This window comes from Pseudoalteromonas ardens (assembly GCF_030125445.1).
In the GTDB taxonomy this organism is placed as follows: Bacteria; Pseudomonadota; Gammaproteobacteria; order Enterobacterales; family Alteromonadaceae; genus Pseudoalteromonas; species Pseudoalteromonas ardens.
Genome location: NZ_JASJUV010000006.1, coordinates 229,460 through 252,909, shown reverse-complemented (window position 1 = coordinate 252,909; position 23,450 = coordinate 229,460). Strand labels below are relative to the sequence as shown.

The 23,450-nt window shown below is 48.2% G+C and carries 24 protein-coding genes; 23 read left to right on the top strand and 1 reads right to left on the bottom strand.

The genetic code is table 11. The features are described 5' to 3' along the window. Positions 1 to 27 precede the first annotated feature (27 nt). From fliI to QNM19_RS18270, 23 genes are all read left to right on the top strand, one after another. Positions 28 to 1,371, top strand: coding sequence for a flagellar protein export ATPase FliI (fliI, locus tag QNM19_RS18380; RefSeq protein WP_010385676.1), 1,344 nt, complete (start codon positions 28 to 30; stop codon positions 1,369 to 1,371). Next, positions 1,371 to 1,820 carry a flagellar export protein FliJ gene (fliJ, locus tag QNM19_RS18375; protein ID WP_010385677.1) on the top strand — a complete coding sequence of 150 codons (450 nt, stop codon included), beginning with the start codon at positions 1,371 to 1,373 and terminating at the stop codon, positions 1,818 to 1,820. The genes fliI and fliJ overlap by 1 nt, the downstream gene beginning before the upstream one ends. 107 nt (positions 1,821 to 1,927) lie before the next feature. Next, positions 1,928 to 4,249 (top strand): flagellar hook-length control protein FliK, encoded by a 2,322-nt coding sequence (locus QNM19_RS18370; RefSeq protein ID WP_284027058.1) that lies wholly within the window; start codon positions 1,928 to 1,930, stop codon positions 4,247 to 4,249. 44 nt (positions 4,250 to 4,293) lie between these two features. Beyond that, entirely contained in the window at positions 4,294 to 4,818 is a 525-nt protein-coding gene (gene fliL, locus QNM19_RS18365; protein WP_049864849.1) for a flagellar basal body-associated protein FliL, read from the top strand. Between the two features lie 9 nt (positions 4,819 to 4,827). Beyond that, on the top strand, positions 4,828 to 5,922 hold the full coding sequence (gene fliM, locus QNM19_RS18360) for a flagellar motor switch protein FliM (RefSeq protein ID WP_010385680.1): 1,095 nt from the start codon (positions 4,828 to 4,830) through the stop codon (positions 5,920 to 5,922). A 28-nt stretch (positions 5,923 to 5,950) separates the two neighbouring features. Continuing rightward, positions 5,951 to 6,352, top strand: a complete 402-nt coding sequence (gene fliN, locus QNM19_RS18355; RefSeq protein WP_010385682.1) for a flagellar motor switch protein FliN — start codon at positions 5,951 to 5,953, stop codon at positions 6,350 to 6,352. Between the two features lie 10 nt (positions 6,353 to 6,362). Further along, on the top strand, positions 6,363 to 6,734 hold the full coding sequence (gene fliO, locus QNM19_RS18350) for a flagellar biosynthetic protein FliO (RefSeq protein ID WP_058797761.1): 372 nt from the start codon (positions 6,363 to 6,365) through the stop codon (positions 6,732 to 6,734). Positions 6,735 to 6,738: 4 nt separating this feature from the next. Then, the gene (fliP, locus tag QNM19_RS18345; protein WP_049864850.1) at positions 6,739 to 7,479 is read left to right on the top strand and encodes a flagellar type III secretion system pore protein FliP; all 741 of its coding nucleotides are present in this window, start codon (positions 6,739 to 6,741) and stop codon (positions 7,477 to 7,479) included. Between the two features lies 1 nt (position 7,480). Then, positions 7,481 to 7,750 (top strand): flagellar biosynthesis protein FliQ, encoded by a 270-nt coding sequence (gene fliQ, locus QNM19_RS18340; RefSeq protein ID WP_010385685.1) that lies wholly within the window; start codon positions 7,481 to 7,483, stop codon positions 7,748 to 7,750. Between the two features lie 6 nt (positions 7,751 to 7,756). Then, positions 7,757 to 8,536 (top strand): flagellar biosynthetic protein FliR, encoded by a 780-nt coding sequence (gene fliR, locus QNM19_RS18335; protein ID WP_049864851.1) that lies wholly within the window; start codon positions 7,757 to 7,759, stop codon positions 8,534 to 8,536. A 21-nt stretch (positions 8,537 to 8,557) separates the two neighbouring features. Beyond that, positions 8,558 to 9,688: a flagellar biosynthesis protein FlhB gene (gene flhB / locus QNM19_RS18330; protein WP_284027057.1), complete on the top strand. Its 1,131-nt coding sequence runs from the start codon at positions 8,558 to 8,560 to the stop codon at positions 9,686 to 9,688. 60 nt (positions 9,689 to 9,748) lie between these two features. After that, complete coding sequence (gene flhA, locus QNM19_RS18325; protein WP_284027056.1) at positions 9,749 to 11,845, top strand: flagellar biosynthesis protein FlhA; 2,097 nt, start codon at positions 9,749 to 9,751, stop codon at positions 11,843 to 11,845. 20 nt (positions 11,846 to 11,865) lie between these two features. Then, the gene (gene flhF, locus QNM19_RS18320; RefSeq protein WP_049864852.1) at positions 11,866 to 13,398 is read left to right on the top strand and encodes a flagellar biosynthesis protein FlhF; all 1,533 of its coding nucleotides are present in this window, start codon (positions 11,866 to 11,868) and stop codon (positions 13,396 to 13,398) included. Then, positions 13,391 to 14,251 carry a MinD/ParA family ATP-binding protein gene (locus tag QNM19_RS18315; protein WP_010385692.1) on the top strand — a complete coding sequence of 287 codons (861 nt, stop codon included), beginning with the start codon at positions 13,391 to 13,393 and terminating at the stop codon, positions 14,249 to 14,251. The genes flhF and QNM19_RS18315 overlap by 8 nt, the downstream gene beginning before the upstream one ends. 2 nt (positions 14,252 to 14,253) lie before the next feature. Continuing rightward, positions 14,254 to 14,988, top strand: coding sequence for an RNA polymerase sigma factor FliA (locus QNM19_RS18310; protein ID WP_010385694.1), 735 nt, complete (start codon positions 14,254 to 14,256; stop codon positions 14,986 to 14,988). A gap of 43 nt (positions 14,989 to 15,031) precedes the next feature. Continuing rightward, positions 15,032 to 15,415 carry a chemotaxis response regulator CheY gene (cheY, locus tag QNM19_RS18305; RefSeq protein ID WP_010385696.1) on the top strand — a complete coding sequence of 128 codons (384 nt, stop codon included), beginning with the start codon at positions 15,032 to 15,034 and terminating at the stop codon, positions 15,413 to 15,415. 19 nt (positions 15,416 to 15,434) lie between these two features. Beyond that, positions 15,435 to 16,205, top strand: a complete 771-nt coding sequence (locus tag QNM19_RS18300) for a protein phosphatase CheZ (protein WP_284027055.1) — start codon at positions 15,435 to 15,437, stop codon at positions 16,203 to 16,205. A 15-nt stretch (positions 16,206 to 16,220) separates the two neighbouring features. Next, on the top strand, positions 16,221 to 18,464 hold the full coding sequence (locus QNM19_RS18295; protein WP_049864853.1) for a chemotaxis protein CheA: 2,244 nt from the start codon (positions 16,221 to 16,223) through the stop codon (positions 18,462 to 18,464). An 80-nt stretch (positions 18,465 to 18,544) separates the two neighbouring features. Then, positions 18,545 to 19,708 carry a protein-glutamate methylesterase/protein-glutamine glutaminase gene (locus QNM19_RS18290; RefSeq protein ID WP_049864854.1) on the top strand — a complete coding sequence of 388 codons (1,164 nt, stop codon included), beginning with the start codon at positions 18,545 to 18,547 and terminating at the stop codon, positions 19,706 to 19,708. A 53-nt stretch (positions 19,709 to 19,761) separates the two neighbouring features. Next, the gene (locus tag QNM19_RS18285; protein WP_010385703.1) at positions 19,762 to 20,547 is read left to right on the top strand and encodes a ParA family protein; all 786 of its coding nucleotides are present in this window, start codon (positions 19,762 to 19,764) and stop codon (positions 20,545 to 20,547) included. Beyond that, positions 20,540 to 21,352, top strand: a complete 813-nt coding sequence (locus tag QNM19_RS18280) for a chemotaxis protein CheW (RefSeq protein ID WP_284027054.1) — start codon at positions 20,540 to 20,542, stop codon at positions 21,350 to 21,352. Before QNM19_RS18285 ends, QNM19_RS18280 begins: the two co-directional genes overlap by 8 nt. Positions 21,353 to 21,376: 24 nt before the next feature. Beyond that, entirely contained in the window at positions 21,377 to 21,874 is a 498-nt protein-coding gene (locus QNM19_RS18275) for a chemotaxis protein CheW (protein ID WP_010385708.1), read from the top strand. Between the two features lie 27 nt (positions 21,875 to 21,901). Next, entirely contained in the window at positions 21,902 to 22,303 is a 402-nt protein-coding gene (locus QNM19_RS18270; protein ID WP_417712662.1) for a DUF2802 domain-containing protein, read from the top strand. Positions 22,304 to 22,372: 69 nt separating this feature from the next. Here QNM19_RS18270 and QNM19_RS18265 read toward each other — a convergent pair whose 3' ends face one another. Continuing rightward, positions 22,373 to 23,431, bottom strand: a complete 1,059-nt coding sequence (locus QNM19_RS18265) for an NAD(P)/FAD-dependent oxidoreductase (protein ID WP_049866553.1) — start codon at positions 23,429 to 23,431, stop codon at positions 22,373 to 22,375. Between the last annotated feature and the right edge of the window lie 19 nt (positions 23,432 to 23,450).

The window sequence follows — 23,450 nt, the reverse complement described above, 5'->3', positions numbered from 1 at the left end:
TTATCTGAATTTATTCACTGACAGCAAATGACCGTATCCAGTTCGACAGAGCAACCCTTGGCTGAGCGCCTGCAAAAATTTCAAAAACATATCCAGCCTTACGGTGTCGCCGTTGCAGGCAGTTTGACTCGGGTCGTAGGTCTCACGCTTGAAGCTAAGGGCCTTAATGCCCCGGTCGGCAGTCAGTGTAAAATCGAAACCATTCGTGGCTTTGTCGATGCCGAAGTTATCGGGTTCAATCATGACACCCTCTATTTGATGCCCAATGATCATATATCAGGTGTGTTACCTGGCGCCCGTGTTATCCCGCAAATCAAAGAGGCAGGCTTGCCCGTTGGGATGACCTTGTTGGGCCGGGTTGTAGATGGCCTGGGTCGTCCTCTTGATGGGCTCGGACCGATTGAGGCTGAAACCCACCTTAAATTTGCACAGGCGGCGATTAATCCTCTGGCCAGAAGGCCAATTAAAGAACCAATGGACGTCGGCGTGCGTGCCATTAACTCCATTGTAACGGTTGGACAGGGGCAGCGAATGGGTCTGTTTGCAGGCAGTGGTGTCGGTAAATCCGTGCTGCTCGGCATGATGACGCGTGGCAGTGAGGCAGACGTCATTGTGGTAGGCCTGGTTGGCGAGCGGGGCCGGGAAGTAAAAGAATTTATTGATGAAATCCTCGGTGTTGAAGGGCGACAGCGCTCCGTCGTCGTCGCGGCACCGGCCGATGCATCACCCTTGATGCGATTGAAGGGGTGCGAGAGTGCGGTCACAATTGCAGAGTATTTTCGTGATCAGGGGCTGAATGTGTTATTGCTGCTGGATTCGGTTACTCGTTATGCCATGGCGCAGCGTGAAATCGCGCTGGCGGTGGGGGAGCCACCGGCAACCAAAGGTTATCCGCCCTCCGTATTTGCCAAACTGCCGGCTTTGGTCGAGCGGGCGGGTAACGGTGGGGAAGGTCAGGGGTCGATCACGGCGTTCTTCACGGTATTGAGTGAAGGGGACGATATGCAAGACCCGATTGCAGACTCTGCCCGGGCAATTCTGGATGGGCACATTGTTTTATCGCGGGAGTTGGCTGACAGTGGCCACTATCCGGCCATTGACATTGAGAAATCCATTTCACGGGTCATGCCGCAGGTGGTATCAGACAGTCACATGCAGCAGGCGCGTGTGCTCAAGCAGGTTTATTCTATGTATCAGCAAAATAAAGATATGATCACATTGGGTGCCTATCAGCAAGGGAGTGACCCCATGTTGGATCAGGCCATCAATATGATGCCTAATATCAACGCCTTCTTGCAGCAAGGCATGAAAGACGTGTTGCACTATGACGAATGTCTGCAAGGTCTGGCACAACTTCTGGGACAGGGCTAATGGCAAATAACAAACTTGACTTACTGTTCAAACTTGAAAGCGAGAAAGAAGAAAAATTACGCCTTAATTTTATTCAGGCGGAGCAAAACTTTCATGCGAATCAACAAAAGCTCAATGGCCTGAATGATTTTCGTCTTGAATACAGTCAACAGCTTCATCAAAAAGCGCAGCAAGGCCTGTCGAGTGCGGGGTTTGGCCAGTATCACGCTTTCATCAGTAAGATTGAAGAGGCCATTCGGCAGCAGGCTAATACCGTTGCCACCGCTAAGCGGGTGGTAGATCAGCGTCGCAAGTTGTGGTTAGAGCAGCAAGTGAAAGCCAAAGCGATTGCCAAGCTGATAGAGAAAAAGGCGTTAGAGGAGCAACAAAGGCTGGCCAAAGCAGAGCAGAAAATGCTTGATGAGTTTGCGACCAATATTTTCATGCGTCGTAAGCTCGCACAATCATAAAAGGTGTCAAAAATAATCCATTAATGGCGTACTTTTTGCAGTGATAATCCAGTATATCAATTTAATCCGGTTAGCGGCGCAAACTTGCCGCACATAAAGGTGAAAATATGGTCAATGTTTCGCTAGAAGTAGCAATCAATAACGGAGTTTCGGCGAAGGGAAAAGATCAAACGGAACAAGCGGAAGAATCAGGGTTTCTTGCCATGCTTGCCCAGGCAGAACAAGACAGCGGTGATGAAACGCCTCAGTCTGATGCGCAAAGCGCGGGCGACTATGCCCCACTGCCAGAGGGCCTGGACCGCCGTTTAGGTCTCGATGATAGTCATTTGCCGAAAAAACAAAAAACCGCGCCGGATGAACCTTTACGGCTTGATGATTCTGAGTTACCCGGCAAGGGGAGTACGGCAGCTGGTGGTGGGGCAAACACCAGTGATGCTGATGAGCTGCTTGCTCAAATTACTTCCTCCAATGCGCAAAGTACGGAGGTCGCTCACAGTTTGGCACCCGTTCCCAAAGCGCTAAAAGATTATTTGGGTAAAGAAACTCTGGTGACGCCACCTGAAACGAAAAAACCGCTCGACAACATTGGGCCCGGACCAGTTGTACCTGCTCCTTTGGGTCAGGGGGATTTGAGTCCGACTGACGATGTTGTGGATCCTCAGCTACAAGAGGCGACAGCTAAATCTGTCACCGCAGGCGCAAATACGCTACCCGATGGTAACCATATGAAAGGCAAAATCCAGGTGGAGAGTGTGGATGAGCTGGTTATTCATAAACGGATTGATCGCGTGGGGCCTGGTATCACACAACCCAGCGATTCATCTGGACCTGTGACTGATGAGCAGCTTGCCAAAGGCGAGGGAAAACCCGCCGGGATCCTGGATGCGTTAAAACCTGACAATGCTGAAATCAATTTGAAAGACAGTGGCAAAGCGCAGGCCCAGGCTAAGCCTTTAAATGCAGAGCAACCGCTTCCAGGTGCTAAACCGGTTACTACGGAAGCCTCGTCTGTACAAGCGAATTCAGTGCAAGCGAACCCTGTAAACGTTAAAGAAGCGTCACTGCATCACGAACAAACGCCTGAACAGGTTACCGTGCATAAATCAGTGACTGAAAAAGTGCTACTCGACGGTAAAATCGTTCAGCGCCCGGTTGATCAAGTAGGCCCTGTGATAACGGCTCCTCAGGGCGACCAGAATGAGACCAAGCTCAGTGAGCAAGCGCTGAATGAACAGAGCGAGCAGAGCGAATTCTTGCGCACTAACAAACCTCAGGTGTCAGCCGCTGATAATGTGACTAAAGCACAACAACCTGCGCAACCACCTCAGGGCGCCAATGTGAACAGCACTGTGGACTTGAAAGCTATGGTTGACACACTCACTCCGCAGCAAAAGCAAACGCTTGCGGCTAATTTGCAGTCACAGCTGGATAGCAAAGAACTAAGTGATCCTGAGCATCGTGCAAAAGCCGAGCAGTTGTTGCAACAGTTGGGTGTCAAACCGTCCGGGACGATGTCCGGCAAGGCTGAAAATGTAACAGCACCGGTTGTGTCGAATGCGGAACAACCCGGCCAGGCTGAACAGGCCAAAGTGTCTGATAAAGATAATAACACCGCCAGAGTAACTGATCCGATAGCGCCAGAGAAGGTCAGCAAACAGGCGGCGACAGTGAGCCAGTCTGGAGCAAATAGCGTAGATCAGAAAGCGCAAAGTAAAGATGCTCAACAGCAAACTACTGTCACCGAGTTACAAGACAGTGAACATGCTGAATTAGCCCAGCTTAAAAAAGAGGGCGGGCAGTCCGAACAGCAAAATTCACAACAGCGCAGTGCTATGCCCGCACCGGTAGAGAATATTTTTAAAGCCATTCGTGGCGAGCGCATGGATGATGGATTGAAGCATGAATTTAATGAAGTGCTGGCGCAGGTAGAGCAGGTTCGCCAGAATCAACAGGTGAATCAACAAAGCGCCGTGAATCAAAAAGCCATGCAAACCGATCCCGCTGTTAGTCAGGCCATCAACATCGCCCGCAATGATGCTGTGAAAGCATTACAAGAGCGTGTGAACATGATGTTGAATATCAACAATAAAGAAGCGGAAATTCGTTTGGACCCACCCGAATTGGGCAGTATGCAGATCCGAATTCGTTCTGAAGGCGAGCAGGCTCAGGTAAACTTTGTCGTGCAAAACCAACAAGCCAAAGAGCAGTTAGAACAGTCCATGCCTAAGCTCAGAGAGATGCTTGCTGAGCAGGGGATCCAGCTTGGAGAAAGCAATATTCAGCAGGGTCAGGGGGGAGAGCAGCAGCAACAGGAATCATCCCAAGGTCATGGAACACTTGCTAATAATGGCAGTGAAGCGCAAAATAACGGCCAACAATCAACGACTAGCAGACGGCAAAGTGATTCAGCAATAGATTACTATGCATAACAGCTGCTATGATTAAGGTTAAAGTGATTTAAAGAAGCGCGGATATGGCAGAAGAAAGCGATTTAGAAATAGAAGAATCTGGTGGTTCCAAGAAAAAGTTGATCATCATTATTGCCGCTGTGGTTGTTGTTTTAGGCGCAGTAGCAGGCTACTTTTTATTTGCAGGGTCAGATGACGCGCCCGAATCGCTGGCAGAAGAGACGACTGAGCAGCAAGAGCAGGCATCACAGGAAAATGCGGCGCAAACAGGCAGTGCACTGTATGTTGCCATGCCTCGTCCCTTTGTATTTAACGTACCAGGCGCCAGTCGCGACCGCATTGTACAAATTAAAGTACAATTATTGGTGCGCGGTGACGTCAACGAAGAGGTAGCAAAGAAGCATATTCCTCTGATTGAAGGGACACTGCTAAGTGTGTTTTCGACCACAACCGCTGATGAATTGAGTACCAGCGCGGGCAAAGAGACTCTGCGTCTTGGTGCTCTGGACAAAGTTCAGGCTGCAATGGAGAGCGTTGAAGGCAGCAAGGTGGTCGAGCGCGTGTTATTCACCGGTTTTGTAATGCAGTAGGAAGAGTCAGTGAGCGACTTATTATCACAAGACGAAATCGATGCCTTATTACATGGTGTCGATGAGGTCGAAGAAGAAGAAGTCCCCGATAGTGACGATGGCGGCACCAGTAACGCCTTACAATACGACTTTTCGTCACAGGACCGTATCGTCCGTGGTCGCATGCCGACTTTGGAAATCGTTAATGAGCGATTCGCGCGGCACATGCGGATCAGTTTGTTTAACATGATGCGTCGTACTGCCGAGGTATCAATCAATGGCGTGCAGATGCTCAAGTTTGGTGAGTACATTCACACGCTTTTCGTTCCGACCAGTTTGAACATGGTACGATTTCGTCCGCTCAAAGGGACTGGATTGATCACCATGGAAGCCCGCCTGGTGTTTATTCTGGTGGATAACTTCTTTGGCGGAGATGGGCGTTACCACGCGAAAATCGAAGGGCGCGAATTTACACCAACAGAGCGGCGGATCGTTCAGATGCTGCTCAAAATCATTTTTGAAGATTATAAAGAAGCCTGGGCTCCGGTTATGGATGTGTCGTTTGAATATCTCGACTCGGAAGTGAACCCGGCAATGGCGAATATCGTCTCTCCAACTGAGGTTGTGGTGATCAGCTCATTCCACATTGAGCTGGATGGTGGGGGAGGAGACTTCCATATTTCCTTGCCTTACTCAATGCTCGAGCCTATTCGTGAACTGCTTGATGCGGGTGTTCAGTCTGATACTGAAGACACGGATCTGCGCTGGAGTAAGGCGCTGCGTGATGAAATTATGGATGTTGAAGTGGAGCTGTCTACACAATTACTCGAAGTAGACTTATCGCTTGACCAAATTATGCAGTTAAAAGCGGGTGATATTATTCCGGTTGAGATGCCCGAGCATATCACAGTATTTGTGGAAGAACTGCCGACCTTTAGGGCTAAAATGGGGCGTTCTCGTGACAATGTGGCGCTGCAAATCAGCGAGAAGATTAAACGTCCGGAATCTGTGAAGTCAGAACTTCATGTGTTTACGAAGGGCGGCAAGAAGCTGGACTCGGATGCTGAGTTGGCAGAGTTAGAAGAAGATCTGCATCTGTCTGAAGGTGTGGATTTAGATTGGTGATGAAGAAGTTAATTAAGGTAGTCAGTGCATGAGTGATGATCAAGATACAATGGACGAATGGGCGGCTGCACTCGCAGAGGCCGAGGAAGCTGACCAGGACGGTGCTGAAGCCGAGGTTGCTGAACTGGAAGAGTTGCAAGACAGCGGCGCTTCTCTGAGCGCTGATGAAAAGCGTAAGCTCGATACGATTTTAGACATCCCGGTCACCATTTCGATGGAAGTTGGGCGCTCTAAGATCAACATACGGAACTTGCTTCAGTTGAACCAGGGGTCTGTTGTTGAACTGGACAGAGTGGCCGGTGAGCCTTTGGATGTGCTGGTCAATGGCACCCTGATTGCGCATGGCGAAGTGGTTGTTGTTAACGATAAGTTCGGTATTCGCCTGACTGACGTTATCAGTCAGGTTGAACGTATCAAAAAGCTTCGCTAACAGATCGCTAATGAGTGCTTTGATATTCTCCAGTGTGGCTGCGGTGCAGCCACCAGGCGGGCTCAGCAGTGAGTTATTGTCAGTGGGCCTGTCTTTAGCGTTTGTAGTGGTGGCAATCATTGGCCTTGCCCTGCTGGTAAAACGTTTCAACCCCAATCTGGGTAATAGCCAGGATTTTAAAGTGATCCGCAGTCTGCCGCTTGGCAGCAAAGAGCGTTTACTGATCATTGAAATAGACAACAAACAACACTTGCTGGGCGTAACACCGCACAGTATTAATTATTTATATCAGTTAGAGTCGCCCTTAGAAGTGACACCCACAGCCCCGTTTGCTCAAGAACTCAGTCGCTTAATGTCTGGCGCAAATAACAATAAGAAATGAACCTATGATCCGATTTTTACTCCTTATCACACTGTTGTGCTTTGCTCCGGGTGCTTTAGCAGACGGCATTGAGGCACTGAGTGTGACAACCAATCCGGATGGCTCTCAGGAATATTCAGTTACGCTGCAAGTGCTGGCCATAATGACGGCGCTGAGTTTTATCCCTGCCGCTGTGATTATGATGACCTCCTTTACCCGTATCATTGTGGTACTGGCGATCCTGCGTCAGGCGATTGGCTTGCAGCAATCGCCGTCTAATCAGGTATTGGTGGGGATGTCTTTGTTTCTGACCTTTTTTATTATGGCACCTATCTTTAACCAGATTAATGATCGTGCGGTACAGCCTTATCTGAATGAAGAACTGACGTCAATTCAGGCGCTTGAGCAAGCCAAGGAACCGATCAAAGCGTTTATGTTATCTCAAACGCGGATAAAGGATTTGGAAACATTCGCTAAAATAGCAGGCTACGATAAGCTGGATAGCCCGGAAGATACCCCGTTTGTGGTCATTATTCCGGCATTTGTGACCAGTGAACTGCAAACCGCTTTCATCATTGGCTTTATGTTTTTCATCCCCTTCCTGATTGTGGATCTGGTAGTTGCCAGTGTACTGATGGCGATGGGTATGATGATGCTATCACCTATGATAGTGGCCTTGCCTTTTAAGATTATGTTGTTTGTGCTGGTCGATGGCTGGTCTCTGATCATGGGTACCTTGGCTCGCAGTTTTGGCTTAGGAGTGTGACATGGAACCAGAAGTTTTTGTCGATATTCTGAGTGATTCGCTTTTTATTGTGATTAAACTGGTGACCGCCATTGTACTGCCAGGCCTGATGATAGGTCTGGTTGTGGCGGTTTTCCAGGCGGCAACCTCGATTAACGAACAAACCTTAAGTTTCCTGCCCAGACTTATCGTCACCATTGTGGCCCTGATTTTCGGTGGCCACTGGATGACTCAGGTACTGATGGATTTTTTCAACCAGTTGGTGCTTCAGATCCCTGAAATCGCAGGATAACGTGCCATGGAGTACCCCTTCGAACTCATTATTCAGGTGCTCAGTGACTATATGTTGCCGTTCATCAGGATCAGCTCAATGATTATGATAATGGCTGGTTTAGGGGCACAGAGTGTCCCAACCCGTATCAAGCTTGCTATGTCAGTTGTTGTGACTGTAGCGGTTGTTCCGGCTATTCCTCAGACCCAGTTTACCGACTTATTTTCTTTCGCCATGGTCCTGGTGGTGATGCATGAAATCATAGTCGGAGTCTCAATTGGGTTTGCTTCTATTCTGCTGTTAAATACGTTTATAGTCGCGGGGCAAATTCTGGCAATGCAAACGGGATTAGGTTTTGCCTCAGTGGTCGATCCGGCCAATGGCCTGAGTGTACCGGCGGTCGGTCAGTTTTATCTGATCTTAGCGACATTGTTGTTTTTTGTTTTTAATGGCCACCTGATGATGATCAAGATGGTGGTGTATAGTTTTCAGAGCTGGCCTATTGATGGCAGCTGGTGGGTGGTTGATAATTATTGGCAGATTGTGACCTGGGGCAGCTGGTTGTTTGCGACTGCGTTGGCATTATCTTTGGCACCGCTAACCGCGATGCTATTGATCAACCTGTCATTTGGTATCATGACGCGTGCAGCACCGCAGATGAATATTTTCTCTGTGGGGTTTGCTTTTACCATGGTATCGGGTTTGTTGATCATCTGGGCAACGATGGGGAACTTTGTGATCCAATACGAGTTTCAGTGGCTGAAAATGACAGAATTAATGTGTAACCTGATTGGTTGCACGGTGTAATCGAGTAGCGGGAGCAAAACGATGGCGGAAGATTCTGGTCAGGAACGTACGGAAGAACCCACAGACAAAAAAATTTCAGATGCTCGTAAGAAAGGCCAGGTTGCCCGCTCAAAGGAGCTGGGTACAACATTTGTGCTTATCTTTTCTGCTGTGTCATTGCTGCTGTACGGCCCGGATATCGCCAAAGGGTTGTACAATATGATGGGTCGAATGTTTACGCTGAATCGTAACGAAACCTATGACACCACCAAAATGTTTTCTGTCTGGGGGGATGCTTTTTCCGAAATCATTTTTCCGCTGAGTATGTTTGTATTGATCATTATGGTTGCAGGGATCATTGGCAATACTCTGTTAGGCGGCTTTAACTTTAGCTGGCAAGCCGCGGCACCCAAGCCAAGTAAAATGTCGCCAATGAAAGGCATTAAGCGGATGTTTGGGCCTCAGGCCGCGGTGGAATTGGTTAAGTCGATCCTCAAGTTTGTGCTGGTGGCCGGGTTTGCGATATTGCTTATTAAGGTATTCTTTTACGAGATACTGCACCTTAGCATCGAGCAAATCCCGGGCAGCATTATGCACTCCCTGGAAATTCTGGCCTGGATGTTTCTGGCGCTGAGCTGCACCATGATCATTATTTCAGCGATTGATGCGCCATATCAGAGTTACAATCACCATAAACAGCTCAAAATGACGCTACAAGAGGTCAAAGATGAGTATAAGAACTCGGAAGGTGATCCTCAGATTAAAGCCCGTATTCGGCGCACACAGCGTGAAATGTCACAACGACGGATGATGCAGGAAGTGCCTGATGCCGATGTGGTGGTCACCAACCCAACGCATTACTCTGTGGCGTTAAAATACGACACGGAAAAAGCGGGTGCACCCATGGTGATTGCCAAAGGCGTTGATGAACTGGCGATGCAGATCCGTAAAATAGCCAAAGGGAATGAAGTCCCGATTGTTGAATCACCTGTTTTAACCCGCTCTTTGTATCATACGACCGAAGTGGGCGACCAAATCCCGCAAAAACTATTCACCGCCGTGGCCCAGGTGCTGGCCTACGTATTTCAATTGAAAAAGTTTAACAAGGGTCGCGGTAAGCGCCCGGTTGAATTAAGAAAAGACCTGCCCATTCCTGATGAACTGAAACACTAGTCTAGTTGGTATTAAACTTGCTTTAATGTAACTGCGTCAATAATTTGTGGTTTGTAAGTTATGGATTTTAAAGCGGTTTTACAACAGATTAATCGAGATAAAAAAGAATATGCCAAAGGGGTCGGTACACCGGTACTGGTTCTGGCTGCATTGGGCATGGTGGTCCTGCCTATGCCGCCATTTTTGCTCGATATCTTATTCTCATTCAATATCGCACTGGCCCTCGTGGTGCTGTTGGTGACGGTTTACACCATGAAACCGCTTGAATTCGGTATGTTTCCATCGGTGCTACTGATTGCGACCATTTTGCGATTGGCACTGAACGTTGCCAGTACCCGGGTGGTATTGTTGGAGGGTCATAACGGCGGTGACGCAGCCGGTAAAGTGATCGAAGCATTCGGCTCCGTTGTGATTGGCGGTAACTATGCGGTTGGTCTGGTGGTCTTCCTGATTCTAATCATCATTAACTTTGTGGTTATCACCAAAGGTGCCGGTCGTATCTCCGAAGTATCTGCACGTTTTACCCTGGATGCAATGCCGGGTAAACAGATGGCGATTGACGCAGATTTGAATGCCGGATTTATCTCCGCAGACGAAGCGAGAGCCAGACGTGAAGAAGTAACTCGTGAGGCCGACTTCTATGGTTCGATGGATGGTGCCAGTAAATTCGTAAAAGGGGATGCCATCGCAGGTATCGTTATCCTGGCAATTAACATCATTGGCGGTTTGTTTGTCGGTATGGTGCAGCATGATCTGTCATTTGGCCGGGCTATGGAAGTGTATACCTTGTTGACCATAGGTGACGGCCTGGTTGCCCAGCTTCCTTCACTGTTACTGTCGATTGGTACCGCGATTGTGGTGACCCGTCAGAATGAATCGCACAACATGGGTGAGCAAATGACGCAGCAGCTGGGCAATGAGAAATCTCTGTCTATCGCTGCGGGGATCCTGATTGTCATGGGACTCGTACCTGGCATGCCTCACGTTGCCTTCCTCGGTCTGGGTGCCCTGATCGGGTATCTGGCATATTACTCACATCAACAAAAAATTAAAGCACAAGAGCAGGAAGCTGAAGAATCAAAAGGTGGCGCGGTTGCCTCTCAGCAGCAAGAACAAAAAGAGCTGGGCTGGGATGATGTACAGCCCGTCGATGTGATTGGCCTGGAAGTGGGCTATCGCCTGATCCCGCTGGTTGATCAGTCGCAAGGTGGTGAGCTGTTAAACCGCATCAAAGGGGTACGTAAAAAGCTATCTCAGGAACTGGGCTTTTTGGTTCCGCCTGTCCATATTCGCGATAACCTGGAGCTGGATCCAAATGCATATCGTATCACTTTAATGGGTGTGGGTTCCGGAGATGGTGAGCTGAAGCATGGTGATGAGCTGGCCATCAACCCAGGTCAGGTGTTTGGTCCAATTAATGGCGTGGCGACTAAAGATCCAGCGTTTGGTCTGGAAGCGGTATGGATCAAACCAGAACAAAAAGACGAAGCTCATTCTCTTGGCTACACAGTGGTTGATGCAGCGACGGTCGTAGCGACACATATCAGTCAGCTGTTGACCAATAACGCGTCTTTACTACTGGGGCATGAAGAGGTGCAGAACCTGCTTGATATGCTTGCTAAGAGTCACCCTCGTCTGGTTGAAGGTCTGGTACCAGATATCCTGCCACTCACTACGATTGTGAAAGTACTGCAAAACTTGCTGAATGAAGGTGTTGCAATTCGTGATATGCGCTCCATTGTTCAGACCCTGGTTGAGTATGGGCCACGCAGTCAGGACCCGGATGTACTGACGGCTGCAGTGCGTATTTCATTGCGTCGACTGATTGTTCAGGATGCGGTAGGAGGGGCTGAAGAAATCCCTGTCATAACATTGGCGCCCGAGTTGGAACAGATGTTGCATAAGTCTCTACAGAACGCAGGTGATGAGGGGGCAGGCATAGAGCCAGGCCTTGCAGAGCGGCTTCAAGGTTCATTAAGAGAAGCCCATCAAACGCAAGAAATGCTCGGCGAGCCGTCCATCTTATTAACCTCAGGTATGTTAAGAAGTGTGCTGTCAAGATTTGTAAAACACACCATACCGGGACTGAGAGTGATGTCATATCAGGAAGTACCGGATGAGAGACAAATCAAGATAGTGAGCTCAGTTGGACAGTAGAGGACTAGAAGGGGCTGACCATGAAAATTAAACGTTTTTTTGCAAAAGATATGCGTACCGCTTTAAAAGAAGTGAAAGAAGAGCTAGGTGCAGATGCAGTGATCATGTCAAATAAGAAATTAGCAGATGGCGTTGAAATCGTTGCTGCTGTGGACAATGATCGGACACCTGCTCCACAGCCTCAGGCGGCGCAGTCAGCTCCTCAGCAAAGCGCAGCGCAGGCTGCACCTCGACAGGCCGCCCCCGGGCAAAGTGCTCAGCACAGTTACAGCCAGCCTGCCAGAATGGTTCGTCCTCAACCGCGTCGCGCAGAGCCTCAGAAGCAAGCGCAGGTTGCAGACAGTCTTGAAGCCTTGCTTGAGCGCCAAGCCCCTCGTCCTAAGTCGCCCGAGCTTGCTTCTATGTTTTCTCAGTCTGGCATTAACACCGATGACATGTTCGGCGCTCAGCAACGTAACGAAGCTCCTGCAAAAGCTGCGCCCCAGGCTACGCGTCAACCGCGTTATGAAGCACAAAGTCATGATTTTGATGGCCGTGATGCAGCTACTTCCTGGGAATTTGGAGATGACCTTGATCAGGGCTTTGGTGACGAACCAGCGGCACAGAAAAAAGCCAACGACGATGAAATGTCTTCCATGCGTGATGAAATGAACGCTATTCGTCAGCTACTTGAATTCCAGTTGTCTGGATTGATGAATCAGGAAATGGCACGTCGTGATCCGACCCGCGCTTGTCTGGTTGAGCGTCTTAAAGGTATGGGAATTGGTGCGGAAGTCGCAGAGCAGATGGCTTGCTTTATTCCTGATGACGTTTCTCGTAAAGAAGCGTGGAACGCACTGCTGAATATGGTTGTCAATCAAATGCATACAACGAACAACGATATTCTGCGTCAGGGCGGTGTATATGCCATGGTCGGACCAACAGGGGTTGGCAAAACCACGACAGTTGCAAAATTGGCAGCGCTGGGCGCACAGAAATATGGTGCCGATAATGTAGCACTGATCACAACGGATACCTATCGTATCGGTGCTTACGAGCAACTGGCAACCTATGGTCGGATCATCGGCTGTCCTGTTAAGCAAGTAAAAGATGCCAATGAACTTGCAGAGGTTCTTTATCATTTACGCAATAAGCGTCTAATATTAATAGACACGGCGGGGATGAGTCAGCGTGACTTGCGTCTGACGGAGCAGTTAAACACCCTGATGCGCAGTAGCCGTGTTGACATTCGCAGCTACCTGGTATTAAGTGCGACTGCTCAGATGCATGTACTGCAAGAAACCGTAAACCACTTCAAAAAAGTCAATTTAAGTGGTTGTATTTTTACAAAACTTGATGAAAGTCTAAGTTTAGGTGAGATAATTAGCATAGCGATTCAAAATCGTCTGCCAATAGGGTATCTTACCAATGGTCAGCGAGTGCCTGAGGACATTCGCGTGGCAAACGCTCAGAAGTTAGTCAAAAAGGCTGAGCAATTGTATTTAAAGAGAACAAAAGCACAACATTCGCGACGTGTACCAGTGGCGTCCCAGACAGTAGGAATGTATGATTAATACAGTTTTAGATCAAGCAAGTGGCCTGCGGAGAATGAACCAAAAAAATAACCACAGTGTAAAAGTAATCGCAGTGACTGGTGGTAAAGGTGGAGTAGGTAAAACCAATGTATCCCTCAACACTGCCATCGCATTAGGACAGCAGGGTAATCGGGTCTTGGTGCTTGATGCTGACTTAGGTCTGGCTAACTGTGATGTCATGCTAGGCTTGAGGGTCGAGAAGAATTTATCTCATGTATTATCTGGCGAATGCGAGCTAGACGAAATCTTAGTTGAGGGTCCGGCTGGGATCCGTATCGTGCCTGCAACGTCAGGTTCACAAAACATGGTCGAATTAACGCCTGCCGAGCACGCTGGCCTGATCCGTGCCTTCAGTGAGCTTAGCAGCGAATTTGATATTTTAATCGTCGATACGGCGGCTGGCATTTCAGACATGGTGCTGAGCTTCTCCCGAGCTGCCCAGGATGTACTGGTTGTAGTGTGTGACGAGCCGACTTCTATTACCGATGCGTATGCGCTTATCAAAGTATTAAGCCGTGAACATGGCGTCTACAAATTCAAAATTGTGGCCAATATGGTGCGGAGCTTAAGAGAAGGGCAGGAGTTATTTGCAAAGTTGTCCAAGGTTACAGACCGATTTTTAGATGTCGCTTTAGAGCTGGTTGCAACGATCCCATTTGACGAAAATATGCGTAAGTCTTCACGCCGTCAAAAAACCATCGTTGAGCTTTATCCTAATTCACCTGCTGCTGTGGCATTTAGAGGCCTGGCAAGCAAAGCTGTCAAGTGGCCCATTCCCCACCAACCTTCAGGTCATTTGGAATTCTTTATTGAGCAATTGGTAAACGGTTAAAGATGGCTTCACCGGTCAACCGCATGGCGGGATATAAAACGACAGACCACCTGCATAAGGTGGTGGAACGTCATACGCCTTTAGTGAAAAAGGTGGCCTGTCATTTGTTAGCCAGATTACCAGCCAGTGTTCAGCTCGATGATTTAGTCCAGTCAGGTATGATTGGACTGATAGAAGCCTGCAAAAATTTTGACGCGAGCAAAGGGGCGAGCTTTGAAACCTTTGCAGGAATTCGAATTCGTGGCGCAATGATTGACGAGATCCGCCGTGGTGACTGGGCGCCCCGCTCGGTACACAAAAACGGTCGCATGGTTGCAGAGGCCATTGCTGAGCTAGAAGCACAGCTTGGACGGGAACCAAAAGATACTGAAATCGCTGAAAAACTTGATATTACGCTAGATGAGTACCATCATATTTTACATGATGTCAATGCAAGTAAAGTGATCGGCATCGAAGACTTGGGGGTAGATGAAGACGTAATTTCTCCCGCAGGCAACGATTTTGCGCTAGACAAACCATTCAATAATGTTAAAAATGAGCGCTTTAACGAATCGTTAGTCAATGCGATCAAGACTTTACCTGAGCGCGATGCTTTGGTGTTGTCTTTGTATTATAACGATGAGATGAATTTAAAAGAGATTGGTGCGATCTTAGAGGTCAGCGAATCTCGAGTGAGTCAGATTCACGGTCAAGCAATGATCAAGCTTCGTGCAAAGATCAATGACTGGATCAATTAGAGTTAGTTTTACAATATAGGTTCAAACCTCACCGGAGGAAGTTTTGGATAAGAACATGAAAATTCTCGTGGTTGATGATTTTTCTACGATGAGAAGAATAATCAAAAACCTGCTAAGAGACTTAGGCTTTACCAATGTTCAAGAGGCTGATGATGGCAGTACGGCACTTCCAATGTTGCAAAATCAGGAATTCGACTTCGTCGTAACTGACTGGAATATGCCAGGCATGCAAGGTATCGATTTGCTTCGTGCAATTCGTGCTGATGATAAGCTTAAACACATCCCAGTACTCATGGTTACAGCGGAAGCGAAAAAAGAACAAATCGTTGCTGCTGCCCAGGCTGGAGTTAATGGTTATATCGTTAAACCGTTTACGGCAGGCACCCTGAAAACCAAACTAGAAAAAGTGTTCGAACGTTTAGGCTAGTATTGAAAAGGGTAGGCTTATGTCAACATCTTCTGTGCCACAGATAACTCTGGAACAGGCTAAACTGCTCGTTGAATACCTTGAACAAGGTGAGCAGGAAAAGGCTGATGAGATATTAATTGAGGCCACCAATAAAGAACAATCAGAGCTTTTTGCTGAAGTGGGCAAGCTAACTCGACAACTTCATGAGTCGTTGAAGAACTTTGAGTTAGATACCCGTTTATCTGATCTCACGACAGAAGCCATTCCAGATGCCAAGCAGCGCCTTAATTACGTCATGGAGATGACCGAAAGCGCTGCCAATAAAACCATGGATGCCGTAGAAGCAAGTCTTCCCTTAGCCCAAGAACTAGCCGATGAACTCTCTGAAATTAAGCCCACCTGGGACAGATTAATGAGCCGGGATATCCAGCTTGGAGAGTTCAAATCCTTGTGCCACGATCTTGACAGTTTTATGCAGTCGTCAAAAGGCCGTACAGATGAATTACAAAATCTGATGACCAATGTGTTGATGGCACAAGATTATCAAGATTTAACCGGACAGGTTATCCGGCGTGTCATTGAGTTGGTTCGTGAAGTTGAAGACAGCCTAATTCACTTGTTGACCGTATTCGGCAGCGCAGATGAAAGTCAACAAACTGCAGCCCAGCCACAGGCACAAACTACAGCCCCCGCCGTTACTGATGAGTTATCAGGTCCTGAGGGTCCAATTTTGGACGCTGAGTCTCGAGATGATGTCGTATCCGGGCAGGATGAAGTTGATGACCTGTTGTCTAGTTTGGGCTTCTAATAGGAGAGTATGCGAATGAGCTTTGAAGTCGATGAAGATATCTTACAAGACTTTCTTGTTGAAGCTGGGGAAATACTCGAACTGTTATCTGAGCAGCTTGTCGAACTAGAAAACAACCCGGAAGATAAAGAGCTGTTAAATGCGATTTTCCGTGGTTTCCATACCGTTAAAGGGGGCGCTGGCTTCCTGAGCATGACTGAGCTGGTAGATGCTTGTCACGGTGCGGAAAACGTGTTTGATGTCCTGCGTCAGGGGCAGCGTCAGGTAACACCAGAATTGATGGATGTGATTTTACAATCACTCGATACCATCAATGAGATGTTCTCGTGTATTCAAAACAGAGAGCAACCAGAGCCCGCTGATCCACACTTACTGGAAGTTTTACATCAGCTCAGTCAGCCAGAATCAGAAGACGAAGTGATTGCAGCCCCCGCTGCAGCAGATCCTGAGCCTGAACCGGTTGTAGCGACACCCAGTGCGGATGACGTGCTGTTTGACGCACCTGCGGCTCCCGTTGATGAATCTGCAAGTGATAGCGCGGACAGCATAGACGAGATTTCTGAAGAAGAATTCGAGAGCTTGCTCGATGAATTACATGGCTCAGGTAATGGACCTTCAGTTGCATCGCAAGAGCCTGCCGCACCAAGTGCGACACCAGCTCCATCAAGCAGCGATGATGGCGACATTACCGATGATGAATTTGACAGCTTGCTGGATGAGTTGCACGGAGTTGGGAAATTTGGTGCAACTGCAGAGCAAGCGCCAGCTGAGCAGCCGAAGGCGCCCGCCCAACCTGCTGCGTCAGAGCCGCCAAAAGCATCTGGCGGTGATGACGATGAAATCAATGATGACGAATTTGAAGCTTTACTGGATGAGTTGCACGGAAAAGGGCAAGCACCAAAATCAACGGAAGCAGAAGTAGCAGCGCCGAAAGAAGCGCCTAAAGCGCCACCTAAACCTGAACCTAAGCCAGCTGCACCTGTTGCTAAAGCACCCAGTGCGCCGGCTGCCAAACCGGCACCTGCGAAACCAGCAGTTGAGAGCAAACCTGCGGCCGACAATAAAGCCGCCGCTAAGAAACCAGCAGCACAGGCGGAAACAACCGTTCGGGTTGATACTAAGCGCCTGGATGAGATCATGAACATGGTCGGTGAGCTAGTGTTGGTGCGTAACCGATTAGTTAGTTTGGCTAATAACTCTAACAGCGAAGCCATGGGTAAAGCCATTTCTAATCTTGATGTGGTGACCGCAGACCTCCAGGGTGCGGTGATGAAAACCCGAATGCAGCCAATCAAGAAAGTATTTGGTCGTTTCCCCCGGGTGGTTCGGGACTTGGCTCGTAGCCTTAAGAAAGACATTAGCCTGGTGCTGGAAGGGGAAGACACCGATCTGGATAAAAACCTGGTAGAGGCACTTGCGGATCCTTTGGTTCACTTGGTTCGTAACTCAGTGGATCACGGTATTGAAATGCCGGATGTTCGTGAAGCCGCAGGTAAATCAAGAACCGGTACTGTGACCTTATCAGCCTCTCAGGAAGGTGATCATATTCTGCTGACCATTCGTGATGATGGTGCAGGTATGGACCCAGAGAAATTGAAGAAGATTGCGATAAGCAAAGGGGTTATTGATTCTGACCAGGCAAGTCGCTTGTCAGATAATGAAGCCTACAATCTGATCTTTGCGCCAGGTTTCTCAACAAAAGAACAAATTTCTGACATCTCTGGCCGAGGTGTTGGTATGGATGTGGTCAAAACTAAAATCACCCAGTTAAATGGTTCCGTCAACATTCAGTCAGAGCTGGGTGTGGGTACCATACTGGAAATTAAAGTACCACTGACATTGGCCATTCTGCCAACATTGATGGTGATGATTGGTCAGCAAACATTTGCACTGCCGCTGGCTGGGGTAAGTGAAATATTCCACCTTGATTTGACCAAGACCAACGTGGTTGATGGTCAATTGACTATCATAGTGCGTGAAAAAGCAATCCCACTGTTTTATCTTGAGCACTGGTTAGTGAAAGGTGCCGACAGAGGCGCCCGAAAAGCAGAAGGGCATGTGGTAATCGTTCAGATGGGTACCAAGCAAGTAGGCTTTGTGGTTGACTCTCTGATAGGCCAGGAAGAGGTGGTAATTAAACCGCTAGATGCCTTATTGCAAGGTACTCCGGGTATGGCTGGTGCGACTATCACATCTGATGGTGGCATCGCGCTGATTCTGGACGTCCCCAGCATGTTAAAATATTACGCCGGCAAGTAATTGCCCGGCGCATTTATACCGACAAAGTGGTGTCTTTGACACCACTTTTCGGATCTGTAACGAATAAAAGAGCAATGCCAATGGCAGTTAAAGTATTAGTTGTAGATGACTCGAGCTTCTTTCGTCGCCGAGTGAGTGAAATACTAGAAAAAGATCCAGAAATCAAAGTAATTGACTTTGCTGTGAATGGTCAGGAAGCGGTCGATAAAGCCGCTAAACTGAGGCCAGACGTCATCACTATGGATGTGGAAATGCCAGTAATGGATGGGATTAGCGCAGTTAAGCAGATTATGCAGAGTTCCCCCACTCCGATTCTGATGTTTTCGTCATTAACTCGTGAAGGTGCCAGCGCGACACTCGATGCGCTGGATGCCGGTGCGGTCGATTTCTTACCGAAGAAGTTTGAAGATATTGCCCGTAACAGTGAAGAAGCTATCCGCTCTTTACAGAACAAGGTCAAAGAAATAGGGCGACGTCGTGTGAGTCGCTTTACTCGGCCTATTGGCTCGTCACCAGCACCTGCGTCTGCGCCGACACGTAGCGCGCCAAGTGCATCTTCAGGTCTGCGTCCTGCGGCTAAGCCAATAGCACAACCTGATCGAACATTTTCACGTCCTGCATCTGACACACCAAGTTCTGGTGCGTCGTTCAAAGCGTCTGGCAAAAAGTATCAAATCGTTGCTATCGGCACATCGACGGGTGGCCCGGTGGCACTGCAAACCATTTTAACTCAGCTGCCTGCGAATTTTCCGCATCCTATCTTGTTGATCCAGCACATGCCAGCAGCATTTACGCCAGCGTTTGCACAACGCTTGAATAGTCTGTGCAAAATCAAAGTAAAAGAAGCAGAGCAAGGGGATCGCTTGCAACCAGGTGTTGCATATTTGGCACCGGGGGGCCAGCAGATGTTGGTTGAAGCCAGGGGCGGTAGCAAAACTTTAAAGGTGTTTGAAGATGACAGCCCTCGTATTACCTATAAACCCAGTGTAGATGTGACTTTTGCCAGTACAGCAAAAGCATATAGCGGAGATGTGCTCGCGGTAATACTGACTGGTATGGGTGCGGATGGGCGAGACGGTGCCAGAATGTTGAAACAAAATGGTGCGACTATCTGGGCACAGGATGAAAAAACCTGCGTGGTGTACGGCATGCCACAAGCTGTTGCAAGCGCGGGAATTTCAACTGAAGATATCGCTTTGCAGGATGTAGCACTGAGAATAAACAAAGAAATAGGCTGTGCATAATTGATGTTAGCCTGAATGCGATCTGTGTTTGGCCGAAGGAATAAAAAAATAACGTGAAAATCTGGACGGTAGCGAACCAAAAAGGCGGGGTGGGTAAAACCACCACCACAGTTAGTCTCGGCGGGATCCTGGCGCTCCAGGGGAAACGTGTATTATTGATAGACACAGATCCGCATGCCTCATTAACATACTACTTTGGCATTGACTCGGAAGAGTTAGAAGTCAGTGTGTACGATATTTTTATTCGCGGTTCAAATATGGCCAGCGAAGAAATTCTTCAGGCGCTTTGCCCTTCAACTATCGAGAATCTGGACATATTGCCGGCGACTATGGCTATTGCGACACTGGATCGCAGTATGGGCAATCGCTCGGGTATGGGGCTCATCCTGAAAAAGGCGCTTGCCAAGATCAGTGAGCATTATGACTATGCCATTTTGGATTGCCCGCCAGTACTTGGTGTGCTTATGGTGAATGCTCTCGCTGCAAGCGAGCGCATTCTCATCCCGGTACAAACAGAGTTCCTGGCGTTGAAAGGACTGGATCGCATGATGCGCACAATGTCATTAATGCAAAGTTCGCATTCCAAGCAATATCAATATACTATAGTGCCAACTATGTATGATAAGCGCACTAAAGCATCTCTTGAAGCCTATAAGTCTTTGGTAGAGACTTATCAGGATAAAGTTTGGCCTGGTGTGATCCCGGTTGATACCAAGTTCAGAGATGCCAGTTTAGCGCAGCAAGTGCCGGTGCAGTATTGCCCTAAATCGCGTGGCGTCTATGCATATCGTGCCTTATTAGAACACCTTGCAGAAGTTGATAGAGGTAGTAATGAGTAAGCATCTGTTTGCCAATGAACAGGTCATGAAACAGTATCTGGGTGCCTTGTTACGCGAAGAAGAGGAAGATGAAGTCGCACTTGCACCTGTGGCTAAGTTGTTGGAGTCTGTGCCTGAAGCACAGGAAGACAATGCCGCAGCGCTCAGTGTTGTTGAGCGCTCAGAGACTGCTCATACTGAAACAGTCGCGGAGCAACCCATTGCGGAGCCTCCGGCTGAACCCGTTGTTGAGCAGGAAACCGTTCAGGACGTGCAGGTAATAACCCCGGCCACTGATCTTGAGATAACTGAAAATACTACTATTATCAAAGAAGAAGCAGAGCAGGCTGTGCCAGCTCGCGCGCGTGATGCTTATCTAGAAAATGAATTTCAGGCGCTGTTTTTCGAAGTTGCCGGGCTTACTTTGGCTGTGCCATTGAAGTCTCTGGGTGGTATACATCAGCTTACTGAAGTTAATCAATTGTTTGGTAAGCCAAAATGGTTTAAAGGTGTGATGCTTAACCGCGAAGAAAAACTCAACGTGGTGGACACTGCCCGGTGGGTGATGCCGGAGAAATTCACACCTGAGCTGGAAGAGAATCTGGACTACCAGTACTTGATCATGCTGGGCGATAGTCAGTGGGGTTTGTTAGCCGAAAATCTGGTCAATAATATTACGTTGAAGCCAGAAGACGTGAAATGGCGAACAGCCGATGGGAAAAGGCCATGGCTGGCGGGCGTCATTAAAGAAAAAATGTGCGCACTGATAGATGTTGAGAATTTAAATCGATTGCTAGAGCATGGCCTCGATAGCCGAGAGCAGTAGCTAGCATCTAACTGGAGTAAAATCATGAGTCAAGAGAGAATACTTTCGGCTGATAAAAATGCAGATAGTAATGATGAAGTCCTTCAGTGGGTTACCTATAAGCTAGAGGATGAAACCTACGGCATTAACGTAATGCAAGTGCAGGAAGTATTACGCTATACCGAGATTGCCCCTGTACCAGGTGCACCAACCTATGTGCTTGGTATCATCAATCTACGTGGTAATGTTGTGACTGTCATCGATACCCGCTCTCGTTTTGGGCTACCAAGCTCAGAGGTCACAGACAACTCTCGTATCGTGATCATCGAGGCAGAAAAGCAAGTTGTTGGTATTCTGGTCGACAGTGTTGCTGAGGTAGTGTATCTGCGCAGCTCTGAGATTGACAGTGCACCAAATATTGGCACAGAAGAAAGCGCTAAATTCATTCAGGGTGTTTCTAACCGTGAAGGTGAGTTGCTGATCCTGGTTGATTTGAACAAACTACTCAGTGATGATGAGTGGGATGAGTTGAGCCATATTTAACCCGTGCAAGCAGTAACCCAAAACGAGATTTTATTGCTCCTAGTAATCGCCTCAAGCCTGCTGTGTTTAGTGTGCTTGGGGTTTATTTTTGCGCTAAGCAAAAAAGTACAACAGCAAAATAACGAACATGGTAAGTTGCTTCAGCACCTCAAGCGTGAAAATGAACAAGTTGCTATCCTACGTAGCGAAATTGCAGAGGTTCGCGCCAGTGTCCTGAGTATTGGTAAGCGTCTGGTTGCCTGTGAGAACTATGCCAAGGATCTTGCCCAGCAGCAGGCAGCTCAAAAGTATGACGATCCTGATGCGAAGATTTATTCCCGTGCAGTCAAGATGGTCGAACTGGGCGCCGACATCGAAGAGATAATGCGAGAGTGTGAATTGCCTCGCGCTGAAGCAGAACTGTTAATGTCCCTACATAACAAACAATGAGATGGTTGCTCATTGTCAGCCAACGACGAACCGGGGTGCATAAACCAGCTGCGCGTTGGCTGCCTTTCTTTAGGCTGAAAAGGTCTTAAACGTTTTACTGATAAACAAATCTTTTTGTTTAAGATTAACCAATGCCTTGCAGCTTGATACCATAAAGGGTAATTGCACTACACCGGTTTTCTGTCCCGTGGGTACTAACGCCATAAACGGGTGGCGTTTATAGGCCTTAATCCGTTTTTCGCGGTATTGTTGCGTGATCAAATCTGCCAGGTACTTGCCTTGCTCAACCGCCAGGTAGCCCAGTTTCGCTTCGCCGACATCTGCGATGTCACCCAATGCAAACGCATTTTGGCTACCAACGACCTGGAGGTAGTCATCTACTTTGACCAATCCTTGGTCATTCAGAATATGAGACAGACTCGGCCTGAGAAAGTCGTTGTTTGGACGTGTTCCGGTTGCCAGAAATACCCTGTCCGGCGTTAATAGTCGACCGCTATTTTTGTCCTGGTAGCCTTCATTTATTGCCTGGTAGTCTGCGTTCAGGCGAACTTCAACACCAGCTTGTTCTAGCTGGTGTAAGGCTTTTCTGCGCGCTTTTAACTTGAAGCCATCCAGTAAATCGCCATTCTTGTGTGCCAGTATTATGTTTAGATGAGGCATGGCATAGGCAAGCTCCCCGGCTAGCTCCACGCCGACGACACCACCACCAATGATCAGTACTTGTGATGCCGCTTTTAGTTCGGTGTGATAACGCTCCAACTCATCGCGGCGTTGTGTCAGTGAAAGCGCATTATCCGACTTTGCGAGCGGCAAGCTGGAATAACGGGAGCCTGAGGCAATGATGACCTTGTCAAATTGGACCTGACGGCCATCACATAATAGAGCTTTGGCAGGTAGCAGCTCAGTGACCGTTGCCTGAATGAACTGGCCACTGAGCAGAGCATGATATTGTTTTCTCGCTTGTCCATTGTGCTTACTCGGTGCAGCCACGTCTCTGAGCACCGCGTAGGTGACTTCGAAATAGTCTTTTCTGTCAATTAATAGAGTTTGGATCCCTTGTTTCTGAAGGGCCTGAGCTGCCGTGACACCGGCAAATCCGCCCCCGATAATTAAAACCTCTGTTTTCATTGCTTGATCTTGTTTCTGC